Genomic DNA, 18,784 nt, shown 5'->3' with positions numbered 1-18,784 from the left:
CTGACTCGAACTAAACTAGGTCAGTGACCAATAAGCAAGCCGGGCCATCGAGGGCCCCGAAGTCCGCGACCGCCCCGCCCCGTGTCCGCCTCACGCCCGCCGCCGTGGTGGACGCCGCGCTGGAACTGCTGGACGAGGAAGGGCTGGGCGCCGTCACCACGCGCGCGGTCGCGGACCGGCTCGGCGTGCGGATGAACACCGTGCTCTGGCACGTCAAGACGAAGGACCGGCTGCTGGAGCTGCTGGCGGACGCCCTCGCCGGGACGATCGACTACGAGGACCTGCCCGAGGACCCCGAGGAGCGGGCGCGGGAACTGATGCGGCGCTACCGGCGGTCCCTGTTGGCGCACCGGGACGGCGCCGCCCTGGTGACCGGCACCTACGCGGCCGAACCCCACACCCTGCGGTTCGCCGACACGCTGCTCTCCACCCTCGTCGTGGGGGGAGCGACGGACGAGGCGGCGGCGTGGACGCTCTACGCCCTGATGTACTTCACCCTCGGCCTCACGCAGGAGGAGCAGGCGCTGGCCGGCGTGGACGAGGACCGGCTGCGCGCGGCCGTGACGGAAGGCCCGTACCCCGCGCTGCGCAGGGCCCTGCCCGTACTCTCGCCGGACGCCTTCCCCGGCCGCTTCGAGGACGGGATCGGCCGCATCCTGGGCGGGCCGCGGGCGGGGTGAGGAGGGGGTGGGTCGCGATCGGGGCGACAGGGCGGCAGGGGCCCGGAGGCTACGGGTGGGCGCCCGCTTCGATCAGCAGGACGCCGCCCGCGATCAGGGCGATGCCCAGGCCCATCAGCCGGGTGAGCGGTTCGCCGAAGAGGCGGCGGGCGAGGACAGCGGTCAGCGCGACCCCGCAGGCGGACCAGATGCCGTACGCGACGCCGATCGCCATGCCGTGGGAGAGCGCCAGCGCGAGGCAGCCGAAGGAGACGACGTACGCGAGCAGGACCGGCGCCAGCCACGCCTTCTTGCGGAAGCCCTCGGAGGCGCGCAGGGCGAGGGTGCCGCTGACCTCGCAGAGGATCGCGCCCATCAGGAAGAGCCAGCTCACGGGGTGGTCTCCTCGGGTGCGGCGGGGCGGGAGGCAGAGGCTTCGGCCCGTTCCCGGGCGGCCGTGGCGCGTTGCGCGCCGAGCTCCACGGTCATGACCCCGCCGGCGACCGCCACGACGCCGAGGCCCATCAGCCAGGTCAGCGGGTCCCCGAAGAGGAGCGCGGCCAGGACGGCGGTGACGGCGACACCGCTCGCGCCCCAGATCCCGTACGCGACACCGATCGGCATGCCCTCGCGCAGTACCAGCGCCAGCATCGCGAAGGCGGTGACGTAACCGGCGACCACCAGCACGAACCACGGCCGGGCGTCGAGCGCTGCCCGCAGGGCGAGCGTCGCCGCGACCTCGGAGACGATCGCGCCGACGAGGAACAGCCACTTCCTGGAGCCGTTGTCGGAGCTGTCGCGGGTCATGCGTGGGGTCCTTCCCCCTGGGCCTGCTCGGGTGGGCGCGCGCCGGGGGCCGTACGCCCCGGAAGACGTACGGCCCGGCCGCAGTGCTGCGGTACTGCGGTACCGCAGCACTGCGTAAATCTCTTGCGGAGTAACGGGGTTACTTCGCGGCGAGCCGCTTCTCGTACCCGACGACGCGCACGCACGCGGTCAGGCCGAGGATGGCCTCCTCCAGCTCCTCCTGCGTCGGGTAGCTGGGCGCGACGCGGATGACGGAGTCGCTCGGGTCGTCGCCGTACGGGTGGGTGGCACCGGCCGGGGTGAGGACGATACCGGCCGCACCGGCACGCCGCACGACCTCCTTCGCGCAGCCCTCCTCGACCTCCAGGTTCACGAAGTAGCCGCCCTTGGGCCTGGTCCAGGAGGCGAGGCCCGTGCCACCCAGCTCGGCTTCGAGGATGCGCTGTACGGCCTCGAACTTCGGCTGGAGCTCGTGACGCTGACGGTTCATCAGGTCGCGCACGCCGTCCGCGTCCCGCAGGTACATCGCGTGCCGCAGCTGGTTGACCTTGTCCGGGCCGATGGAGCGCTTGGAGTTGTTGGCGAGCAGCCACTTCACGTTGGCCGGGGACGAACCGAAGAACGCGACGCCCGCGCCCGCCAGAGTGATCTTGGAGGTGGAGCCGAAGACGAACACCCGGTCCGCGTTCCCGGCCGCGTCGCACGCGGCGAGCAGGTCGGCGATCTCCACCCGCTCCTCGGTGAGGTGGTGCACCGCGTAGGCGTTGTCCCAGAAGACGCGGAAGTCGGGCGCGGCGGTCTCCATCGCGGCCAGCCGGGCCACCGTCTCGTCGCTGTAGACCGTGCCGTCCGGGTTGCTGTACTTCGGGACGCACCAGATGCCCTTGACGGCGGGGTTCTCCGCGACGAGACGCTCGACCACGTCCATGTCCGGGCCCGCCTCGGTCATCGGCACGGGGATCATGTCGATGCCGAACCGCTCGCACAGTGCGAAGTGCCGGTCGTAGCCGGGGACGGGGCAGAGGAACGCGATCCGGCCCTGGTCCACCCAGCGCGACTCGGCACCCGGCAGGACGCTGAGCATCGCGTGCACCAGGGAGTCGTGCATCAGCTCCAGGCTGGAGTTGCCGGCCGCGAGCAGCTGCGCCACCGGCACCTGGAGCTGTTCGGCGAAGATCTCCCGGAGCTCGGTCAGCCCCTGGAGGCCGCCGTAGTTGCGCACGTCGGTGCCGTCGGCGGCGGTGTGCCGGCCACCCGGCAGGCTCAGCAGGTCCTCGGAGAGATCGAGCTGCGTCGGCGCCGGCTTTCCCCGGGTCAGGTCGAGGGAGAGGCCGCGACCGGCCAGCTCCTCGTAGTCCTGCCTGGCGCGGTCGACAAGGGCGCTCAGGTCGCTCGGGGCGCCGGGGGCGCTCAGGGCATCGGAGCTCAGCTCGGTGGTCACGGTGTGTCCTCTCGCGGGTCCCGCTCGGTGCCGGACGGCACCCTGCCGAGGATACAAACCGGTCAGTGGCTTGCTTCTTTCGGTGCGCGGCTTCCTCGGGGCCGCGGTGCGCACCACCGTCCCGGCGTACGCCACCTCCCCGGCGGGGCGTCCTGGGTGTCAGGCGACGCCGCCGTTGGCGTACAGCACCTGGCCGTTGATCCAGCGGCCCGGACCGGCCAGGAACGCGACGGCCTCGGCGATGTCCTCGGGGGTGCCGAGGCGCTCCATCGGCGAGAGGCCCGCGATGGTGTCCACCACCTGCTGCGGCTTGCCGTCGAGGAAGAGCGGGGTGGCGGTCGGGCCGGGCGCGACCGCGTTCACCGTCACGTCACGGCCGCGCAGCTCGCGGGCGAGGACCAGTGTCATCGCCTCGACGGCACCCTTGGTGGCCGCGTAGGCGGCGTACGTGGGCTGTTGGAGCCGGGTCACCGAGGTGGAGAAGTTGATCAGCGCGCCGCCGGACCGGAGCGTGCGGGCGGCCAGTTGGGACACCACGAACGTGCCGCGCACATTGGTGCGGTGCATACGGTCGAAGGCGTCGAGGTCGAACTCGGCGACCGGCGCGAGGAGCATGATCCCGGCCGTGTTCACCACCAGGTCCACGCCCCCGTACGCCTGCTCGGCCGCCGCGAAGAGCGCCGCCATCGCGTGCTCGTCCGCCACGTCGCCGCTGATCGCGGTGGCCTGTCCGCCCAGCTTCTCCACGGCTGCCACGACCTCACGGGCCCGTGCCTCGTCCCGCCCGTAGTGCACGACCACGGCCATGCCGTCGGTGGCCAGCCGCTCCGCGACGGCCCGGCCGATGCCGCCGGAGGCGCCGGTGACGATGGCGACGCGGGTCGGGGCGCCGGGGGTGGCGCCGCTGTCGGGGCCGCTGTCGGTCCGGGGCTGGGTGGTGTCGGTCATGGGGATCAGCCTCCCGCTCGCCTGGTCAGTTATGGACTGTCTGTCCATTAAAAAATGTAGACTGATTGTCCATATACTGCAAGCAGGGGCAGGCGTACCGCCGACGCGGCGCGCCAGAGCCCCTGGCGCGCGACGGTGAGCGGGAAGGGGTGCGGTGATGACCGAGGAGCCGAAGGAGTCCGTCAGGCGCGGCCGGGGTCGCCGCCCCGCGACGGAGGTGCGCGCGGCGGTACTGGACGCGGCCGGTGCGATGCTCTTCGAGGCGGGGCTGCCCGGGATCACGTTCGAGAAGGTGGCCGCCCGCGCGGGCGCCAGCAAGATGACGCTCTACAAGTGGTGGCCCTCGCCCGGGGCCCTGGCCTTCGAGGCGTACTTCGACGCGGTCGAGAGCACCCTCGCGTTCGCGGACACCGGGGACGTCGAGCGCGACCTCACGGCCCAGCTCCACGCCTTCGTCGGCCTGCTCACGGATCCGCGTACGGGGCACGTGATCGCCCAACTCGTCGGCGCCGCCCAGTCCGACGCCGCCCTGGCCGCCGCTCTCGCGGAGCACTACACCCGCCCGCGCCGACTTCTCGCGGTCGAACGGCTCGACCAAGCTCAGGCCCTCGGTCAGATCCACGCCGACGTCGACCCGCAGGTCGTCGTGGACCAGCTGTGGGGCGCCTGCTACCACCGCCTGCTGCTGCCCGGCGAGCCGCTCGACACGGCGTTCGCGGATGCGCTGATCCGCAACCTCCTGCGAGGCATCCGGAAGTGAGGCGGCGGGCGCTCCGCGGTCCTTTACGTGAGGACCAACCACCGTCGCCCGTCGATGAGTTCGCGGGCCGCGTCGAGATGCCCGGCGTGGCAGGCGGTCTCGGCGACGACGTGCAGCAGGAGGTCCCGCAGGGTGTGGAGATGCGGCTCCCCGAAGAGGTGGCGCGGCCACCAGGCGAGGGGCGCGTCCGCGGAGGCGGCGGCAGCGATGACGGAGTCCACGCGCTCGGCCTCGGAGAGGTATGTGCCGAGGACGTCGGAGGGCGAAGCCTCGGCCGGAACCTGCCAGGCGTCCTCGATGTCGTCCAGTGACCGGATGACCTCGGTGTCGCCGAGGAACACGGCCCGGAACCAGAACCGTTCGACATCAAGCGCCAGATGCCGCACCAGCCCCAGGCAGCTCCACCCCGAGGGGAGTACGGGCCTGCGCAGGGCGTCGGCGTCGAGCCCGTCGAGTATCCCGAGCACGTGCCGGCGCTGGGCGTGCAGGAAGGAGAGGAGGGCGGCGATTTCGGCGTTGGGCGCCGGAGTCGGCGCGCCCTGCTGATGGTGGGCGGTGGGGGCGGAGGTGGGCGGTTCGCTGCGTTGCGCGGCGGTGTCCGTGCTGGATGCGTCGTCCATGGGGTGAGCCAAGCACGGGGGTCTGACAGGAGGGTGTGCGTGGTCCCTGCCGGCGACGCGCGAACACGAGGGAGTCAGCGCTCGTGGGGTGGGGCCGGGCGCGTAACCGGTACCACCGTGAGGAGCTCATCCAGCCCTTTGAAGTCATCGGGGTTGGTGGTGAAAAGAGGGAGGTCCTCTGCCACGGCGATGGCGGCGATCATCAGATCCGCCACCCTGCGGCGCGGTTTGCGACCCGCACTGATGACGGCGGCGCAGATGCGGCCGTAGATGCGAGCTGCATGGGCATCGAAAGGGATGGGGGAGAACTGGTTCTCGGCGCGCTGGAGAATATCGAGCCTGCGGGCGCGCTCGGCGTGCTCGTCGTAGCCGCTGTGTTCCTCGTTTCGCTTCACCTCGTGCGGGCCGGCGGACAACTCGGCCAGCGTGATGGCGGTGATCGCGACTTCGTCCGGCAGTTCGTCGGGGGCCACCCACCTGCGCAGGATCACGACGTTTGTGTCCAGGAGCCCCTGCGGGTATGTCGGACGGTCAGCGGGCATAGGGGTCGTCCAGGTAGGTGTCGGCCGTGGCGTCCTGGTCGGCCCGGAACGCGTCGAGGTCAAGGTCCGGAGCGGTTTTCGACATGGCGGCGAACTCGTGGCGCGAGACGAATCTGCGGCGGCGCCGCAGCGGGATCAGCTCACCGATCGGGTGTCCGTCACGAGTGACGGTGAAGGACTGGCCTCCCTGTATGGCGTCCATGATCTCGCGGGATCGATTGCGTAGATCCCGCTGGTTGATCTCGGGTTGAGCGCTCATGGGATTCAGTCTAGTGGCGTGTGCCACGAGGTGCCATGGGGTGCTACATGGCCGTGCGACGCGGTGAATGACGTACTGCGCGGTGTTCGAGGGGGTGCCGGTTCGCACCCATGGCGAACATGTTCGTGAAGAACTTGTTCGCTCCGAACATGTTCGTTACCCTCGTCGTATGACACCAGCCACCCCACCCCCCGCTCCCCGCAGCCGCCGCGAGCGGCCCGCCAAGCCCGCGCTCAGCCATGCGGGCATCGTCGAGGCCGCCGTGCGGATCATGCGGGCCGAAGGGCTCCAGCGCGTGACCATGCGGCGGCTGGCGGCGGAGCTGGACACCGGGCCGGCCTCGCTCTACGTCTACTTCGGGAACACGGCCGAGCTGCACGCCGCGATCCTGGAGGAGTACCTCGGCGCGGTCGACCTGAGCCCCGCGAAGGGTCCCGCAGATGCCCAGGGCGACTGGCGGGAGCGGCTGGTCCAGGTGCTCGGGTCGTACACGGGGGTGCTCTTCGAGCACCCGAGCCTCGCGCGTTCCGCGCTCGTGGCGCGGCCCACCGGGGCGAACTACCTGGCGCTGGTGGAGGCGATCCTCGCCCTGCTGGACGAGGGAGGGGTGCCTTTGGGGCAGGCCGCCTGGGGCGTGGACGTACTCCTCCAGCTGGCGACCGCCGCCGCTGCAGAGCAGGGCACCCGCTCGGAGACCGACTCCGCCGAGGACGATCACGACGCGCTGGTGGGGGCGCTGCGCGCCGCGTCCGCGGACACGTATCCGCGGATCGCCGCTCTCGGCGACGACCTGTTCTCCGGGACCCCGCCGCAGCGCCTCGGGTGGATGTTCCGGGTGGTCGTCAACGGCGCGCTGTCCACCCCGCGCGACCTGACCTGATCCGACCCGATCCCGGCGCCGCTGCCGGTACGAAGCACGTCGAGAAGGAGAGCCACACCATGACGACCAGCACCAGCACCAGCACCAGCACCCCCGCCCCCCACCACTCCGTGGCCGTCGTCGGCGGCGGACTCGGCGGGCTCACGCTCGCCCGGGTCCTGCACGTGCACGGCATCGACGTCCCGGTCTTCGACCTGGACGCCTCGCCGGACGCCCGTAAGCAGGGCGGGATGCTCGACATCCACGAGGAGACCGGGCAGGCGGCGCTGCGCGAGGCGCGGTTGCACGAGGCGTTCCTGGCCAAGGTGCACCCGGGCGGTCAGGCGCTTCGGGTGCTCGACAAGAGCGGCTTCGTCCACCGGGAGGAAGAGGACGACGGCTCCGGCGACCGCCCGGAGATCGACCGGGGCGACCTGCGGGACCTGCTGCTCACCTCCCTCCCGGAGGGCACCGTCCGCTGGAACTCCAAGGTGGTGGCGTGCCGGGCGACGGACGGTGACGAGAGCCCGGGCGGCCGGTACGAGGTGACGCTCGCCGACGGGTCGGTGTTCACCACCGATCTGCTCGTCGGGGCCGACGGCGCCTGGTCGCGGGTGCGTCCGCTGGTGTCCGACGCGGTGCCCGCGTACTCCGGGATCTCCTTCGTGGAGGTCGACCTGTTCGACGCGGACACCCGTCACCCCGAGGCCGCGGCGCTGCTCGGCGGGGGGATGTTCTTCGGGCTCGGCGACGGGAAGGCGCTGCTGGGCCACCGTGAGACGGACGGCAGCCTGCACGTCTACGTGGGGCTGCGTACCGACGAAGGCTGGCTGGGTACGGTCGACTTCACCGACACCGGGGCGGCGAAGGCCGCGGTGCTGGAGCACTTCGCGGACTGGGCGCCCGGTCTGCGCGGGCTCGTCGCGGAGGCGGACGGGCCGCTGGTGCCCCGGCACATCCACGCCCTGCCCGTCGGCCACCGCTGGCCCCGGGTTCCGGGTGTCACGCTGCTCGGGGACGCGGCGCACCTGATGTCGCCGTTCGCCGGGGAGGGCGCGAACCTCGCGCTCATCGACGGGGCGGACCTCGGCCGTTGCCTGGCCGCGCACCCGGGGGACACGGAGGCGGCGCTCACGGCGTACGAGAAGCTTCTCTTCCCGCGCGCCGAGCGGACGGCCGTGGAGTCCGCCGCAGGGCTGGAGGCCATCTTCGCGCCGAACGCCCCGCAGCCGCTGCTGGACATGTTCGCCGGGTTCGGCGGTCCGGACGCGTCACAGGGCGCGGTGCAGGGCTGAAGCCGAGAGCCCGGGTGTCGGGTTCCGTACGGAAGGACCCCTGTACCTCCCGTACGGAACCCGAACCGGCCCCCGGCCCCCGGCCGGCGCCCCCGCCTCCGCCCCGGCCGTCGCGCCCCGGCCCCGGGTTCTCACCCCTCCTGGAGCAGCGCCACCATCCGCGCCAGCAGCGCAGCGCGCTCCGGCATGCGGGTCACGTCGGTCCACTCGTGGTCGGCGTGCGGGCCTCCGCCCACCGCGCCGAGGCCGTCCAGGGTGGGGGCGCCCGCCGCGGCGCAGAGGTTGCCGTCGGAGATGCCGCCGACGGCGGCCGAGCCGGGCCATTCCAGGCCGAGTCCGGCGAGCGCGGTACGGGCCGTCTCCAGCAGGTCCGTGGCGGAGGCCTCTTCGAGGGGCGGGCGGTTGGGGCCACCGGTGATCTCGTACGGGAGCCGTGCCACGTCGGCGACGATGCGGTGCAGTTCGGCGTCGATGTCCTTCTGCGCCTGGACGTCGGGGACGCGGACGTCGACGGTGACGTGGGCGCGGTCGGGGACGGTGTTCTGGGTGGTGCCCGCCCTCGCCACCGTCGGGGTGACGGTGACCCGGTCGTCGTACGCGGCGAGGGATTCCAGCGCGACGATGATCCTGGCCAGGTCCGTCAGGGCGTTGGAGCCCTTGTCGGGCTCCAGGCCGGCGTGGGCGGCGATGCCCTTGACGCGGATGTCGTAGAACGACCAGCCCTTGCGGGCGTGCTTCAGGCCGCCGCCGTCCGCCGCGCCCTCCAGGATCAGCGCGGCGCGGGAGTTGCGCGCCCACTCGGTGACGACCGGGCCGCCCGCGGGGGAGCCGATCTCCTCGTCGGCGGTGATCAGGAACGCGACGGCGGGGTCCTCGCCGGTCAGTTCGCGCAGCCGGGCCAGCCCGTACAGGCCCTGGATCAGGCCGCCCTTCATGTCGAAGACGCCGGGGCCGGTCGCCCGGGTGCCGTCGACGAGGAAGGGGCGGCGCTTCAGTGTGCCCAGCGGGAAGACGGTGTCGAAGTGGCCGACCAGCAGGACGGGGCGCACGTCGGCCGGGCCGAGGCGCCAGAGCAGCCCGCCGGGGCGGCCGTTGCCGGGGTCGTGCGGCAGCACCGTGGGGGCGGTGCCGAGGAGGCGGGTGCCGATGTCGGCCAGTACGTCCCGGCACGCGCGGAGGGCGTCCCCGTCGGAGGAGGGGGACTCGGCCCGTACGAGCCGTTCCAGATCCGTGACCATCGCGTCGGTGTCTTCGGTGAGGCGGCGCAACAGATCACGCGGGTCGAGGACTTGGGATGCGGGCACGGCGGGACTCCTTTGGCGCGGCTTCCGTGGGGATACGCCTCTGCATGATTGCTCTGCCCCGACATGCGAAAGTTTGTGTGACCCGCCAAGTTTTGGAGCTGATCCGCCGTGCCCGACCACAACCCGGAGCACGTGGGCGCCGCCGGGCACGTGGACGCCGCCGCCCCCGGTACCGCCCCGCAGCCCGCCGCCGACACCCCGGTGACCCTGGCCACCGTCGTGGACTGCCTGGGGCCCGGCACCGTCGCCGTGTGGGCCGCCCCGCACGGCCTCGGCGTCCCGGTCCGTACGCTCGCCGTCCACGAGGGCGCGCCGGGCCCGGACTCCGCCGGGACCGCACCGGAACCGGCCGGGACCGAACGGCCCGGCGCGTCACCGCCCAGCCCGCTGCTGCTCGGCATCGGGGCCGGGGGCGAGCCCGCCGGGCTGATCCGGGCGGCGGTCGGGGCCGGGGCGGGCGCCGTGATCGTCAAGGACGGCGGGGACCGCGCCCTGCGCGAGGCGAGCGCCCTCGGTACGGAGCACGGGGTGGCGGTCCTCGCCCTCGCGCCCGACCAGGACTGGACCGACCTGATCGGCCGGCTGCGCGCCCTGCTGGCGGTACGGGTGGGGCCCGGGACGCGGCGGGCCGCGATGTTCGGGCGGCGGCACGACCTGGTGAGCCTCGCCAACTCTCTCGCCCGGCTGGTCAACGGCTCGGTGATGATCTTCACGCCGGGCCAGGAGCTGCTGGCCGCCTCCCGTCTCGGCCCCGGCGACGACGAGATGCGCCGGGCCGCCGTGCTCGACCAGCACGGCCCGGTCGGGTACCGGGCCCGCCTCGTCGAACTCGGCGTCTACCGGCGGCTGTGGTCCGGCCCCGAAGTGGTCGACGTGGCGGCGGTCCCCGAGTTCGGCGCGGGGCGCCGGCTCGCGGCGGCGGTGCGCGCCGGTACGGAGAACCTCGGCTCGATCTGGGTGGCCGAGGGCGGCGACCCGCTCGCCGCGAACGCCGCCGCACTCCTCGCGGACGCCGCGACGGTCGCGGTGAGCGTGCTGCTCGGCCTCGACCAGGAGGAGGTGGCGCGACGGCGGCTGGACGAGGAGCTGTTCGGCCGGGCCCTGCTCGGCGACGTCGACCCGCGCCTCGCCGCCTCCCACCTGGCCGTCGACCCGGGGACGCCGGTCACCGTGCTCATCGCGGACCTGTCGGCGCACGGCTCCGGGCTCGGCGCCGCCGACCTGTACCGGGCGAAGGAGGAGGTGCTGCGCCGTCTCGCCGGTTACCGGTGGCGCGCGCTGGCCACCACCGGCCCCGCCCGGGTCGTCGTCGCCCTGGTGGGCCCGGTCGACCCGGACGGGATACGGCGGGCGGCGGACGCGACCGGCGCCGCGGTGGCCGACGCGGTCGGCGCCCGGCCGCGTACCGGCATCGGCCTCTGCGTCCCGCACCTGGGGGAGCTGCCCGCGAGCCGGATGGAGGCGGAGCTGGTGGTGCGCGCCCTGGCCCGGCGCGGCGAGGTCGGCAGCGCCTGCCTGGAGGACGTGCGCGGCACCGTCAACCTGCTGGTGCTGGGCGAGGCCGTCACCGCGGACCGGCGGCTCCAGGACGGGCCCGTGCACCGGCTGCGCGCGCACGATCTGCGGCGCGGCACCGCGTACACCCAGACCCTGGCGGCCTACCTGGACGCCTTCGGGGACACCGCCGCGGCCTCCCGGGAACTGAACGTACACGCGAACACGTTGCGTTACCGGATGGGCCGGATACGTGAGCTGACCGGGCTCGACCTGGGCGATCCCTACGAGCGGCTGAACGCGGCCGTACAGCTCTTCGCCCTCGGGCCGAACGCGCTTGTCGCGGAGCACGAGAAAACGCCGAAAACCTCTTCGTCGTCCACAAACCGTGGGAGTACGCCCAGTTTGCACACTGCTGACCACGATCCGACGACAGGTTCCGGGTCGTGATCGACCGGTATCCGCGTGGAGGTGGAAGATGACAGAGGGCAAGAGCTCCCGGGTTCGCTCAGCCAAGCGAGTGGCCACGGCCGCCGTCGCCGTGCTTTTCATGACCTGGCTGATCGATTACATCGACCGGCTTGTGATCACCCTTGCCCTGCCCGACATCGGTGAGGAGTTCGGCCTCGGCACCACGATGCAGGGCCTGATCCTCACGGCCTTCTTCATCACCTACGCGGCGATGCAGATCCCCGGCGGCATCCTCGCCGACACCAAGGGCGCCCGCCGGGCGATGCTGATCGCGGCCGGCGGCTGGACGGTCTTCACCGCCGCGAGCGGGATCGCCGTCGGCCTGACGACCATGATCGTGATCCGCGCGGTCTTCGGCATCTTCCAGGGCATGTACCCGGCCGCCTCCATGAAGGCGCTGAGCGAGCGCTCCACCCCGGCGCAGCGGCTGACGGCGAACGGCATCATGTCCGCGTCCAACCCGCTGGGTTCGGCGATCGCCCCGATCGTCGCCGCGCCGCTCATCGTGGCCTTCGGCTGGCGCGGGGCGTTCTGGGCGGTGTCCGTGCTCGGCCTGCTCATCGTGCTCGTGCTGTGGAAGGGCCTGCCGAAGCCGCTGACCACCGAGGAACTCGCCGCCGCGACCGGGCAGACGGAGGCCCCGGAGCCGGTCGCCCAGGTGTCGCTGCGCCAGGCGATGGGCCTCCTGAAGTCGTCGATGATGTGGCGCTTCGCCCTGATGATGTGCGGCTTCAACATCATCGGCTGGGGCCTGGTGTCCTGGGTGCCGTCCTACCTCCGCGAGACCAAGGACGTCTCGCTCACCGGCGTGGGCCTGCTCTCCGGCGTCCCGTGGGTCGCCGCGGCGATCAGCATGATGATCGGCGGCTACCTCTTCGACCGTTTCCTCAAGGGCAACCACCGGCGCGTGGTCGTCCCCGTCATGGTGGTCCTGGGCGGCCTGCTGGTGATGATGGTGCGCGCCGGGTCGGCGGGCGAGTTCATCGCCTGGGAGACCTGCGCGACCCTCGTGATGTACCTGGCCTACATGCAGATCTTCGGCCTGCCGCTGCGCATGCTGCCCCCGGAGTACGCGGGTGTCGGCGGTGGCATGGTGAACTTCGGCGGCCAGCTCGCCGGTGCGATCTCCCCGTTCGTGATGGGCTTCCTCGCGGAGCACTTCTCGTACGGTGTGGCGTTCTCCTTCCTCGGTACGGGCTGTGTCCTGGCGATCGTCGGCGCGCTGGTCACCCCGCAGACCCCGGAGGCGTTCCGGGCCGGCCTCGGCCACCACCTGGAGCTGTCGCGGCCCACGTCCGCCCCGGAGCCCGTCGCGGTGAGCGCCGCGTGACGGCGCCCGTACCCGGAAGCGGCACCGGTTCCGGCCCCGGCCCCGTGCCCGTCGCCCGGCTCAAGGAGCGGGCGCGGGCGGCGATCGAGGGGTGCCGGGAGCGCCTGCTGGACCTCAGCGAGGACCTGCAGCGCCACCCGGAGACCGGTTTCCGTGAGCACCGGGCCGCCGCGACGGTGGCCCGGTGGTTCACGGAGCTCCAGCTCCCCTTCGAGAGCGGCCTCTCCCTCACCGGGGTGAAGGCGCGGATGTCCGGGCGTACCGAGGGCCCCACCGTCGCCGTGCTCGGCGAACTGGACGCCCTGGTCCTGCCCCGCCACCCGCTCGCCGACCCGGAGACCGGCGCGGCCCACGCCTGCGGCCACCACGCCCAGGTGGCGTCGATGATCGGCGCCGCGATCGGCCTGGCCGCCGTACGGCAGCACTTGGACGGGGACGTGGCGTTCCTCGCCGTACCGGCCGAGGAGAGCGTGGAACTGGAGTGGCGGCGGACACGGGTACGGGCCGGTGAACTGAAGCACCTGGTCGGCAAGGCCGACCTGCTGGCGCGGGGCGCCTTCGACGATGTGGACATGGCGATGCTCGTCCACACGACCGGGCAGCCCGTCCGGCTCAGTGTCGGAGACAGCCACAACGGGTCGGTGGTGAAGCGGATCGTCTTCACCGGCCGGTCCAGCCACGCCGGTTCGTCCCCGTGGCACGGGGTGAACGCGCTGAAGGCGGCGATGCTGGCGATCAGCGCGATCGACGCCCAGCGGGACACCTTCCGCGACGAGGACGCGGTACGCGTCAACGCCGTACTGCCGCACGGGGGTGACGCGCCCACCGCCGTACCGGACCGCGCCGAGCTCGAAGTGGTGATCCGGGCCCGCACCCTGGACGCCCTGCGCGGCGCCTGCGCCGTCGTCGACCGGGCCGCCCGGGCGGGCGCGCTGGCGCTCGGCGCCCGCGCGTCCGTGGAGACCACCCTCAACTACCTCCCGCACCACCAGGACCCGGCCCTGGTCGAGCTGGCCAGGACCAACGGCACCGCGCTCCACGGGCCGGACGCCGTGGCCCCCGGCCGGCACCTCGGCGCCTCCACCGACATGGGGGACCTCGGCGCGGTCATGCCGGTGCTGCACCCCTTCGCGGGAGGCGCCACCGGGGACGCGCACAGCGTCGACTACGTGGTCACCGACCACGTCCTCGCCGCCCTGGAACCCGCCGTGCTGATGGCCTGGTGCGTCATCGACCTGCTGGCCGACGGCGCCGCCGGGGCGCACGACACCCTCGCCCGGCGCGCGTCCCGCGGCGGCGCGGAGCCGGACGGGCGGTCCGCCGCCGTCCGGTACGGCGAGCTGCGGGCCGGATTCGACGGCCTGACCCACTACGACGACACGACCCACGACACGGTGCGTGGGACAGAAGGAGAACTGTGAGCACCCCCGAGAGCACCCCCGCGCGGAACGAGCCCAGGATCGCGCTGGTCACCGGAGCGGCCGGAGGCATCGGGGCGGCCGTCGCACGGCGGCTGAGCGAGGACGGCGTCAAGGTGATCCTCGCGGACCTCCGCGCCGACCGCCTCGCCCCGCTCGTCGCCGCGTCCTCTTCTTCCGGGAGCGCCGGTGCGTTCGCCGCGCTGGAGGTCGACCTCACCGACCGCGCCTCGCTGCCGGACTTCGTGGACCGCGCCCGGGAGGTGTTCGGCGGCCTGGACATCCTGGTCAACGCGGCCGGCCTCTACCCGAGCGCCCCGCTCCTGGAGATGCGCGACGACCAGTGGGACCAGGTCATGGACGTCAACCTGTCCGCGGTCTTCTCCCTGTCGCGGGCCTTCGCCCGGCGCCTGGTGGACGCGGGCCACGGCGGCCACATCGTCAACATCAGCTCCGGCGCCTCCGCCCGCGCCCGCCGCGGTGCCGCGCACTACTGCACCTCCAAGGCCGGCCTGGACATGCTCACCAAGGCGTTCGCCCTGGAGCTCGCCGAGCACAGCATCCACGTCAACGCCGTCTCCCCGGGCTTCATCGAGGTCGACAGCGAGGTGAACCCCCTCGGCGAGGAGTACGTCCGCAAGATCCGCGGCGGACAGCCCTGGCCCCGCGCCGGTGTCCCCGACGACATCGCCGGAGCGGTCGCCTTCCTCTGCGGCCCCGACGCCTCGTGGATGACCGGCGCCTCGCTCTCCGTGGACGGCGGTGCGGGCACCGGCAACGCCGCACTGCCGCTGAGCTGAACGGAGCGACGACACCCATGACTTCGGAAACCTCGCCGGAAACCTCGCCGGCTTCGAAAACCTCGCCGGCTTCTAAAACCTCGCCGGCTTCTTCGTCCTCGCGGCGCGGATACGTCTGCGTCACCTTCGACTTCGACGCGATCTCCTCGTGGATGGCGCGGGGCATGCTGACCGCGACCCCGCTCTCCCGGGGAGAGTTCGCCGCCGTCGCGGTACCCCGGCTGCTGCACATCCTGGAGTCCCGGTCCATCCCCGCGACCTGGTTCGTACCCGGGCACACCGCCCTCACGTACCCCGAGCTGACCCGTGAGCTGATCGACCGGGGCCACGAGGTGGCGGTGCACGGGCACGCCCACGAGAACGTCGCCGCCCTGGACCGCGAGGCCGAACGCGCCGTGCTCCAGCGGTCGTTGGAGGCGCTTGAGGAGGTCACCGGCGCCCTGCCGCGCGGCTTCCGGGCACCCGCCTGGGACCTGTCCGACGCCTCCGTCGAGCTGCTCGTGGAACACGGGCTGCGTTACGACAGCAGCCTGATGGGCCACGACTACGCCCCGTACCCCTGCCGCACCCCGGACGTCCCCCACGACTCCGGCGTCCGCTGGGGCGAGCCCGCCGGGCTGCTGGAGATCCCGGTCGCCTGGTCCCTGGACGACTTCCCGTACCTGGAATTCCTGCGGACCCCGTCCGGCCTGATGCCCGGACTCCGCGACCCCCGCGAGATGTTCGCGAGCTGGACCGCCGATCTCGACTACATGGTCCGGGACTTCAAGGACGGCGTCCTGACGGTGACCATGCACCCCGAGGTCATCGGCCGCGGCCACCGACTTCTCGCCCTGGAGCACTGGCTCGACGAAGTCGCCTCGCGCGGCGTCGAGTTCGTCACCTGCGAACAGGTCGCCGACCTGGTCGCGGCGGGTGCCGCTCCGGGGCAGTACCGGCCGGTCTGACCGGCCCGCCGTACCGAACCGCCCGACCGGTCAGGGGGAGGGCACGGCGGTACGCGCACACACGACGGGTCTCCGGGCAGCACGCCCGGGGACCCGTCGTGCTGTGCGCGCGGCCGGCTTCGTCCGCGCGGCAGGGCGGCCACCGGCGAAGGTGAGGAGAAGCAGGGAGAAGGGGAGGGGGTGGAGGAAGAGGGTGTACCCACCTCTTTCCACTCTCAACATATAGCGCAAGGGGGGCCTTGCGGCAAGGCCCCCTCGGTGGCGCACAATCGGCGGCCGACCTCGGAATTCCGTGTGTCGTGCCCCCACCCCGGAGCCGCCCGCATGCCCTCCCAGCCCTCCCCGGCCCCCCTGAGCACGCCCCCGCACACCTCGCCCGCCACCACCGCCTTCGCTCTCCCCGCCCGCCTCGCCGCGAAGGCCGACCCCCTGCTGATCGCCCGTGACGAGGAGCACTTCGCGGCGGTCGCGCGGAGCCTGGAGGAGTCGATCGCCGAGCTGACCGCGCAGCTCGACGCCGCCCGCAGGGCGCCCGGCGGCGCGGGCCGGCAGGCGATGGACCGGGACACCGAGATCCGCCGCCTCACCGCCCGCCTGCGCACCCTGCGCCGCTTCGGCCTCGACCTCTGCCTCGGGCGGATGGTCGGGGAGCCAGGGGCAGGGACGGAGGAGGCGGAGGCAGGGACAGGGGCAGGGCCGGGGACAGGGCCGGGGGCGGCGGCAGACCCGGTGTACGTCGGGCGGCTCGGCCTCACCGACAGCGCGGGCCGCAGGCTGCTGCTCGACTGGCGCTCCCCGGCCGCCGAGCCGTTCTTCGGGGCCACCCACGCCAACCCGATGGGCCTGGCCAGCCGCCGCAGATACCGGTGGACCGACGGCCGGGTCAGCGACTACTGGGACGAGGTCTTCACCGCCGACGGGATCGACGGGCACGCCGCGCTCGACGATCAGTCCGCCTTCGTCGCGAGCCTCGGCTCCCACCGCTCGCCCCGGATGCGGGACGTGCTCTCCACCATCCAGGCCGACCAGGACGCCATCATCCGCGCCGGATCGCGGGGCGCCCTCGTGGTGGACGGCGGCCCGGGGACGGGGAAGACCGTCGTGGCGCTGCACCGTTCCGCGTACCTCCTCCACTCCGACCCGCGGCTCGGCCACCGCCGGGGCGGCGTGCTCTTCGTCGGCCCGCACCGCCCGTACCTGGACTACGTCGCCGACGTGCTGCCCAGCCTCGGGGAGGAGGGCGTCCAGACCTGCGTCCTGCGCGACCTCGTCGCCGAGGGCGCCCGGGCGTCCGCGGAACGGGACCCGGCCGTGGCGCGGCTGAAGGCGTCCCGGGAGCTGGTGGTCGAGGCGGTGGAGGCGGCCGTCCGGTTCTACGAGGAGCCGCCCGCCCGGGGCATGACGGTCACCACCCACTGGGCCGACGTGCGGCTCAGCGCCCAGGAGTGGGCGGCGGCCTTCGAAGCGGCGGAGCCCGGCACCCCGCACAACGAGGCCCGCGAACAGGTCTGGGAGGAACTGGTCACCCTCCTCGTGGACAAGCACGACGAGGACACCCCGACCGACCGGCTCACCGCGTCCCTGGCGAAGAACCACGAACTGGTCGCGGCCTTCGACCGTGCCTGGCCGCTGCTCGACGCCGCCGACCTGGTCGGCGACCTCTGGTCCGTACCCGCCTACCTGCGCGTCTGCGCACCCTGGCTGGACGCCGACGAACGGCGTCTGCTGCGGCGCGACGACGCCCGCGCCCAGGAGTGGACCGTCTCCGACCTGCCGTTCCTCGACGCCGCCCGGCAGCGGCTCGGCGACCCGGAGGCCGCGCGCCGCAAGCGCCGGGGCGAGGCGCTGATCGCCGCAGAGAACGCGCGGATGGCCCAGACCGTCGACGCCCTCCTGGAGGCCGACGACGACGGCGAGGGCGTCATCACGATGCTGCGTGTCGGGGACATGCGCGACGCCCTGACCGACGTGTCGGCGCTCTCCGGCGGCGACCCGGACCTGCTCGCGGGCCCGTTCGCACACATCGTCGTCGACGAGGCGCAGGAACTCACCGACGCGGAATGGCAGATGCTGCTGCTCCGCTGCCCGTCCCGCAGTTTCACCGTCGTCGGCGACCGCGCCCAGGCCCGCCACGGCTTCACGGAGTCCTGGCGCGAACGGCTCGAACGGATCGGGCTCGACCGGATCGAACTCGCCTCGCTGAGCGTCAACTACCGCACCCCGGCGGAGATCATGACCGAGGCCGAGCCGGTCGTCCGGGCCGCGTTGCCGGACGCCAACGTGCCGACTTCCATCCGCAGCAGCGGCATCCCCGTCACGTACGGTCCCGTCGCCGACCTCCGTACGGTCCTCGGCGACTGGCTCGACGCCCACCCGGAGGGGACCGCCTGCGTCATCGGCGACCCGGCGTTCCCGGCGACCTCCCGAGTGAGGTCCCTGACTCCGCGGCTGGCCAAGGGGCTTGAGTTCGACCTGGTCGTGCTGGTCGAGCCGGAGTCCTTCGGCGCGGGCATCGAGGGTGCCGTGGACCGCTACGTCGCGATGACCCGGGCGACGCAGCGGCTGGTCGTCCTGACGGACGCCTGAGCGACCTCTGCCATCAGCCCTTCCACGGCCACGGCCACGGCCCTGAGCCCGACCGCCGTACGGTGACCCGGGCTCCGGGCCCCGGGTCAGCGGCGCGGCGGGTCAGTAGTGCGGTGGGTCGGTAGCGCGGTGGGTCAGGCGTACCCGGGGCGCCCGTGGTCGTACACCTCGGCGACCTCGCCGAAGAGCGTGCGGCGCGGGGGCCGGCCGGGCCCGGTGTCCTTGAAGCGATCCGGTGCGGTGG

18 protein-coding genes are annotated in these 18,784 nt (G+C 73.0%); 10 read left to right on the top strand and 8 right to left on the bottom strand.

Annotated elements, in window-relative coordinates; all coding sequences use genetic code 11:
• Positions 1–23 precede the first annotated feature (23 nt).
• A complete protein-coding gene (locus tag ACFWEE_RS02375; RefSeq protein WP_386885626.1) occupies positions 24–680 on the top strand; it encodes a TetR/AcrR family transcriptional regulator C-terminal domain-containing protein in 657 nt (218 codons plus the stop codon).
• Positions 681–729: 49 nt separating this feature from the next.
• On the opposite strand, the gene ACFWEE_RS02370 is transcribed toward ACFWEE_RS02375, so the two are convergent.
• The 4 genes from ACFWEE_RS02370 to ACFWEE_RS02355 all read right to left on the bottom strand — a co-directional run bounded on the left by ACFWEE_RS02370 (position 730) and on the right by ACFWEE_RS02355 (position 3,855).
• Positions 730–1,053, bottom strand: coding sequence for a DMT family transporter (locus ACFWEE_RS02370; protein WP_386885625.1), 324 nt, complete (start codon positions 1,051–1,053; stop codon positions 730–732).
• Positions 1,050–1,466, bottom strand: coding sequence for a DMT family transporter (locus tag ACFWEE_RS02365; protein ID WP_386885623.1), 417 nt, complete (start codon positions 1,464–1,466; stop codon positions 1,050–1,052). The genes ACFWEE_RS02370 and ACFWEE_RS02365 overlap by 4 nt, the downstream gene beginning before the upstream one ends.
• 139 nt (positions 1,467–1,605) lie before the next feature.
• Positions 1,606–2,907, bottom strand: coding sequence for an aminotransferase class I/II-fold pyridoxal phosphate-dependent enzyme (locus ACFWEE_RS02360; protein ID WP_386885621.1), 1,302 nt, complete (start codon positions 2,905–2,907; stop codon positions 1,606–1,608).
• A gap of 159 nt (positions 2,908–3,066) precedes the next feature.
• The gene (locus ACFWEE_RS02355; RefSeq protein ID WP_386885619.1) at positions 3,067–3,855 is read right to left on the bottom strand and encodes an SDR family oxidoreductase; all 789 of its coding nucleotides are present in this window, start codon (positions 3,853–3,855) and stop codon (positions 3,067–3,069) included.
• 157 nt (positions 3,856–4,012) lie between these two features.
• Between ACFWEE_RS02355 and ACFWEE_RS02350 the strand changes: the two genes are divergently transcribed.
• Positions 4,013–4,615 (top strand): TetR/AcrR family transcriptional regulator C-terminal ligand-binding domain-containing protein, encoded by a 603-nt coding sequence (locus tag ACFWEE_RS02350; RefSeq protein WP_386885618.1) that lies wholly within the window; start codon positions 4,013–4,015, stop codon positions 4,613–4,615.
• 23 nt (positions 4,616–4,638) lie between these two features.
• Here the strand turns inward: ACFWEE_RS02350 and ACFWEE_RS02345 are convergent, their stop codons facing one another.
• The 3 genes from ACFWEE_RS02345 to ACFWEE_RS02335 form a co-directional block, all read right to left on the bottom strand.
• Entirely contained in the window at positions 4,639–5,235 is a 597-nt protein-coding gene (locus ACFWEE_RS02345) for a DinB family protein (RefSeq protein WP_386885616.1), read from the bottom strand.
• Positions 5,236–5,309: 74 nt separating this feature from the next.
• Entirely contained in the window at positions 5,310–5,777 is a 468-nt protein-coding gene (locus ACFWEE_RS02340; protein ID WP_386885614.1) for a type II toxin-antitoxin system VapC family toxin, read from the bottom strand.
• Entirely contained in the window at positions 5,767–6,036 is a 270-nt protein-coding gene (locus ACFWEE_RS02335) for a type II toxin-antitoxin system Phd/YefM family antitoxin (protein ID WP_386885612.1), read from the bottom strand. The genes ACFWEE_RS02340 and ACFWEE_RS02335 overlap by 11 nt, the downstream gene beginning before the upstream one ends.
• Positions 6,037–6,205: 169 nt before the next feature.
• Between ACFWEE_RS02335 and ACFWEE_RS02330 the strand changes: the two genes are divergently transcribed.
• Both ACFWEE_RS02330 and ACFWEE_RS02325 read left to right on the top strand, forming a co-directional pair.
• Positions 6,206–6,916, top strand: a complete 711-nt coding sequence (locus tag ACFWEE_RS02330; RefSeq protein WP_386885610.1) for a TetR/AcrR family transcriptional regulator — start codon at positions 6,206–6,208, stop codon at positions 6,914–6,916.
• Between the two features lie 59 nt (positions 6,917–6,975).
• Positions 6,976–8,190, top strand: a complete 1,215-nt coding sequence (locus ACFWEE_RS02325) for an FAD-dependent oxidoreductase (protein ID WP_386885609.1) — start codon at positions 6,976–6,978, stop codon at positions 8,188–8,190.
• 131 nt (positions 8,191–8,321) lie between these two features.
• Here the strand turns inward: ACFWEE_RS02325 and ACFWEE_RS02320 are convergent, their stop codons facing one another.
• Positions 8,322–9,494, bottom strand: a complete 1,173-nt coding sequence (locus ACFWEE_RS02320; RefSeq protein ID WP_386885608.1) for a M20 family metallopeptidase — start codon at positions 9,492–9,494, stop codon at positions 8,322–8,324.
• Positions 9,495–9,602: 108 nt separating this feature from the next.
• Between ACFWEE_RS02320 and ACFWEE_RS02315 the strand changes: the two genes are divergently transcribed.
• The 6 genes from ACFWEE_RS02315 (at position 9,603) to helR (ending at position 18,540) form a co-directional block, all read left to right on the top strand.
• Positions 9,603–11,438: a PucR family transcriptional regulator gene (locus ACFWEE_RS02315; protein WP_386885607.1), complete on the top strand. Its 1,836-nt coding sequence runs from the start codon at positions 9,603–9,605 to the stop codon at positions 11,436–11,438.
• Between the two features lie 28 nt (positions 11,439–11,466).
• A complete protein-coding gene (locus tag ACFWEE_RS02310; RefSeq protein ID WP_386885606.1) occupies positions 11,467–12,789 on the top strand; it encodes an MFS transporter in 1,323 nt (440 codons plus the stop codon).
• The gene (locus ACFWEE_RS02305; protein WP_386885605.1) at positions 12,786–14,210 is read left to right on the top strand and encodes an amidohydrolase; all 1,425 of its coding nucleotides are present in this window, start codon (positions 12,786–12,788) and stop codon (positions 14,208–14,210) included. Before ACFWEE_RS02310 ends, ACFWEE_RS02305 begins: the two co-directional genes overlap by 4 nt.
• The gene (locus ACFWEE_RS02300) at positions 14,207–15,007 is read left to right on the top strand and encodes an SDR family NAD(P)-dependent oxidoreductase (RefSeq protein WP_386885603.1); all 801 of its coding nucleotides are present in this window, start codon (positions 14,207–14,209) and stop codon (positions 15,005–15,007) included. The genes ACFWEE_RS02305 and ACFWEE_RS02300 overlap by 4 nt, the downstream gene beginning before the upstream one ends.
• A 17-nt stretch (positions 15,008–15,024) precedes the next feature.
• Positions 15,025–15,954: a polysaccharide deacetylase gene (locus ACFWEE_RS02295; RefSeq protein ID WP_386885601.1), complete on the top strand. Its 930-nt coding sequence runs from the start codon at positions 15,025–15,027 to the stop codon at positions 15,952–15,954.
• A gap of 324 nt (positions 15,955–16,278) precedes the next feature.
• Positions 16,279–18,540 (top strand): RNA polymerase recycling motor ATPase HelR, encoded by a 2,262-nt coding sequence (gene helR, locus ACFWEE_RS02290; RefSeq protein WP_386885600.1) that lies wholly within the window; start codon positions 16,279–16,281, stop codon positions 18,538–18,540.
• Positions 18,541–18,784 lie beyond the last annotated feature (244 nt).

Origin of the sequence: Streptomyces sp. NPDC060184 (genome assembly GCF_042728795.1) — a bacterium.
Lineage (GTDB): Bacteria > Actinomycetota > Actinomycetes > Streptomycetales > Streptomycetaceae > Streptomyces.
The sequence above is the reverse complement of the archived record's forward strand: the minus strand, read 5'-3'. Positions and strand labels throughout refer to the sequence as shown.